Origin of the sequence: Maribacter sp. Asnod2-G09, from assembly GCF_045063795.1 — a bacterium.
Taxonomy (GTDB): Bacteria; Bacteroidota; Bacteroidia; order Flavobacteriales; family Flavobacteriaceae; genus Maribacter.
Genome location: NZ_JBEFOA010000002.1, coordinates 1 through 2,500, shown reverse-complemented (window position 1 = coordinate 2,500; position 2,500 = coordinate 1). Strand labels below are relative to the sequence as shown.

Here is a 2,500-nt window from a genome sequence, read left to right as displayed (position 1 = left end):
CTACAACCCCGCACATGCCGGAACATGTACGGTTTGGACTAATCCAATTTCGCTCGCCGCTACTATCGGAATCACTTTTGTTTTCTCCTCCTCCGGGTACTTAGATGTTTCAGTTCCCCGGGTTTACTTCTCTTACGAGATAACATATCTTCAATATGCTGGGTTGCCCCATTCGGATATCTACGGATCATATCGTGTGTGCCGATCCCCGTAGCTTTTCGCAGCTTATCACGTCCTTCATCGCCTCTGAGAGCCTAGGCATTCCCCATACGCCCTTTTCCAGCTTGTCGCCAGATCTTTAATCTATTCTATCTTATTCGTACTCTTTACTTAATAAAGATTCGTGTTTCTTTCTTTTTTAGTCGGTAAAACATTAAAAATGTCTTACCTCCTGTTCCAATATGTCAATGAACGTTGTCGTGAGCCACGACAGGCAATTAAATCCTATCGATAATTCACATACAATACTTGAAGATCTTATTTCATATCCTCAGGCATTGCCTGGTGGAGAATATCGGAGTCGAACCGATGACCTCCTGCGTGCAAGGCAGGCGCTCTAGCCAGCTGAGCTAATCCCCCATTCTATAAGTTGGCAGTTGCCACTTTACAGTTGACAGGTAGCACAACTTCTAAAATTTCCTTCAATACTTAATGAACGTACCGCTTAATCAAAAACGATCTTCCTCTTTGTAGTCCCAGGCAGACTCGAACTGCCGACCTCTACATTATCAGTGTAGCGCTCTAACCAGCTGAGCTATGGGACTGTCCCTACTCTTTCCTCTCGGTATAAATACCTCGCAAAAAAAGCAATTACTTATATATCATAATTATGGAGATGTATCACTTGAACAATTACTAAAGAAACTATTATTAAATCAAAAGACCGGGACCGTAGTTCCATTCTTTACTTCGTCAGGGACTGTCCTTAAAGGACAATCTCTAGAAAGGAGGTGTTCCAGCCGCACCTTCCGGTACGGCTACCTTGTTACGACTTAGCCCTAGTTACCGATCTTGCCCTAGGCCGCTCCTTACGGTGACGGACTTCAGGCACTCCCGGCTTCCATGGCTTGACGGGCGGTGTGTACAAGGCCCGGGAACGTATTCACCGGATCATGGCTGATATCCGATTACTAGCGATTCCAGCTTCACGGGGTCGAGTTGCAGACCCCGATCCGAACTGTGACAGGTTTTATAGATTCGCTCTGCCTTGCGACATGGCTGCTCTCTGTACCTGCCATTGTAGCACGTGTGTGGCCCAGGACGTAAGGGCCGTGATGATTTGACGTCATCCCCACCTTCCTCACGGTTTGCACCGGCAGTCCCGTTAGAGTCCCCATCATGACATGCTGGCAACTAACGGTAGGGGTTGCGCTCGTTATAGGACTTAACCTGACACCTCACGGCACGAGCTGACGACAACCATGCAGCACCTTGCAAATTGCCCGAAGGAAAATCTATCTCTAGACCTGTCAATATGCATTTAAGCCCTGGTAAGGTTCCTCGCGTATCATCGAATTAAACCACATGCTCCACCGCTTGTGCGGGCCCCCGTCAATTCCTTTGAGTTTCATTCTTGCGAACGTACTCCCCAGGTGGGATACTTATCACTTTCGCTTGGCCGCCCAGAACTCAAGGTTCCGGACAGCTAGTATCCATCGTTTACGGCGTGGACTACCAGGGTATCTAATCCTGTTCGCTCCCCACGCTTTCGTCCATCAGCGTCAGTATATAGTTAGTCACCTGCCTTCGCAATCGGTGTTCTATGTAATATCTATGCATTTCACCGCTACACTACATATTCCGGCAACTTCACTATAACTCAAGACCAACAGTATCAAAGGCAATTTTACAGTTGAGCTGCAAACTTTCACCCCTGACTTATCGGCCCGCCTACGGACCCTTTAAACCCAATAATTCCGGATAACGCTCGGACCCTCCGTATTACCGCGGCTGCTGGCACGGAGTTAGCCGGTCCTTATTCTTACAGTACCGTCAGTAAGCTACACGTAGCTCTTTTTCTTCCTGTATAAAAGCAGTTTACTACCCATAGGGCATTCTTCCTGCACGCGGCATGGCTGGATCAGAGTCTCCTCCATTGTCCAATATTCCTCACTGCTGCCTCCCGTAGGAGTCTGGTCCGTGTCTCAGTACCAGTGTGGGGGATCCCCCTCTCAGGGCCCCTACCCATCGTAGTCTTGGTAAGCCGTTACCTTACCAACAAACTAATGGGACGCATGGCCATCTTATACCGCCCGAAGGCTTTAACCAAATCCCGATGCCGGGTCATGGTACTACGGGGCATTAATCCAAGTTTCCCTGGGCTATTCCCCTGTACAAGGTAGGTTCCATACGCGGTGCGCACCCGTGCGCCGGTCGTCATCTTGTGCAAGCACAAATGTTACCCCTCGACTTGCATGTGTTAGGCCTGCCGCTAGCGTTCATCCTGAGCCAGGATCAAACTCTTCATCGTTGTTTTGTAAATATTCGTCCCAACGAAGTC

The 2,500-nt window shown here is 48.7% G+C and carries 2 tRNA genes and 2 rRNA genes (1 of these 4 cut by a window edge); all 4 read right to left on the bottom strand.

Features of this window, described 5'->3' with window-relative positions:
- Nucleotides 1-291, bottom strand: a 23S ribosomal RNA gene (locus ACJJVT_RS00025); it reaches 2,541 nt to the left of the window's first position.
- A gap of 211 nt (nt 292-502) precedes the next feature.
- Nucleotides 503-579: transfer RNA gene (locus ACJJVT_RS00020), tRNA-Ala, on the bottom strand.
- Nucleotides 580-690: 111 nt separating this feature from the next.
- Nucleotides 691-764 (bottom strand) — tRNA-Ile (locus ACJJVT_RS00015).
- A 179-nt stretch (nt 765-943) separates the two neighbouring features.
- A 16S ribosomal RNA gene (locus tag ACJJVT_RS00010) occupies nt 944-2,470 on the bottom strand.
- Together the 16S and 23S rRNA genes with 2 tRNA genes alongside form the textbook arrangement of a ribosomal RNA operon.
- Nucleotides 2,471-2,500: the final 30 nt, after the last annotated feature.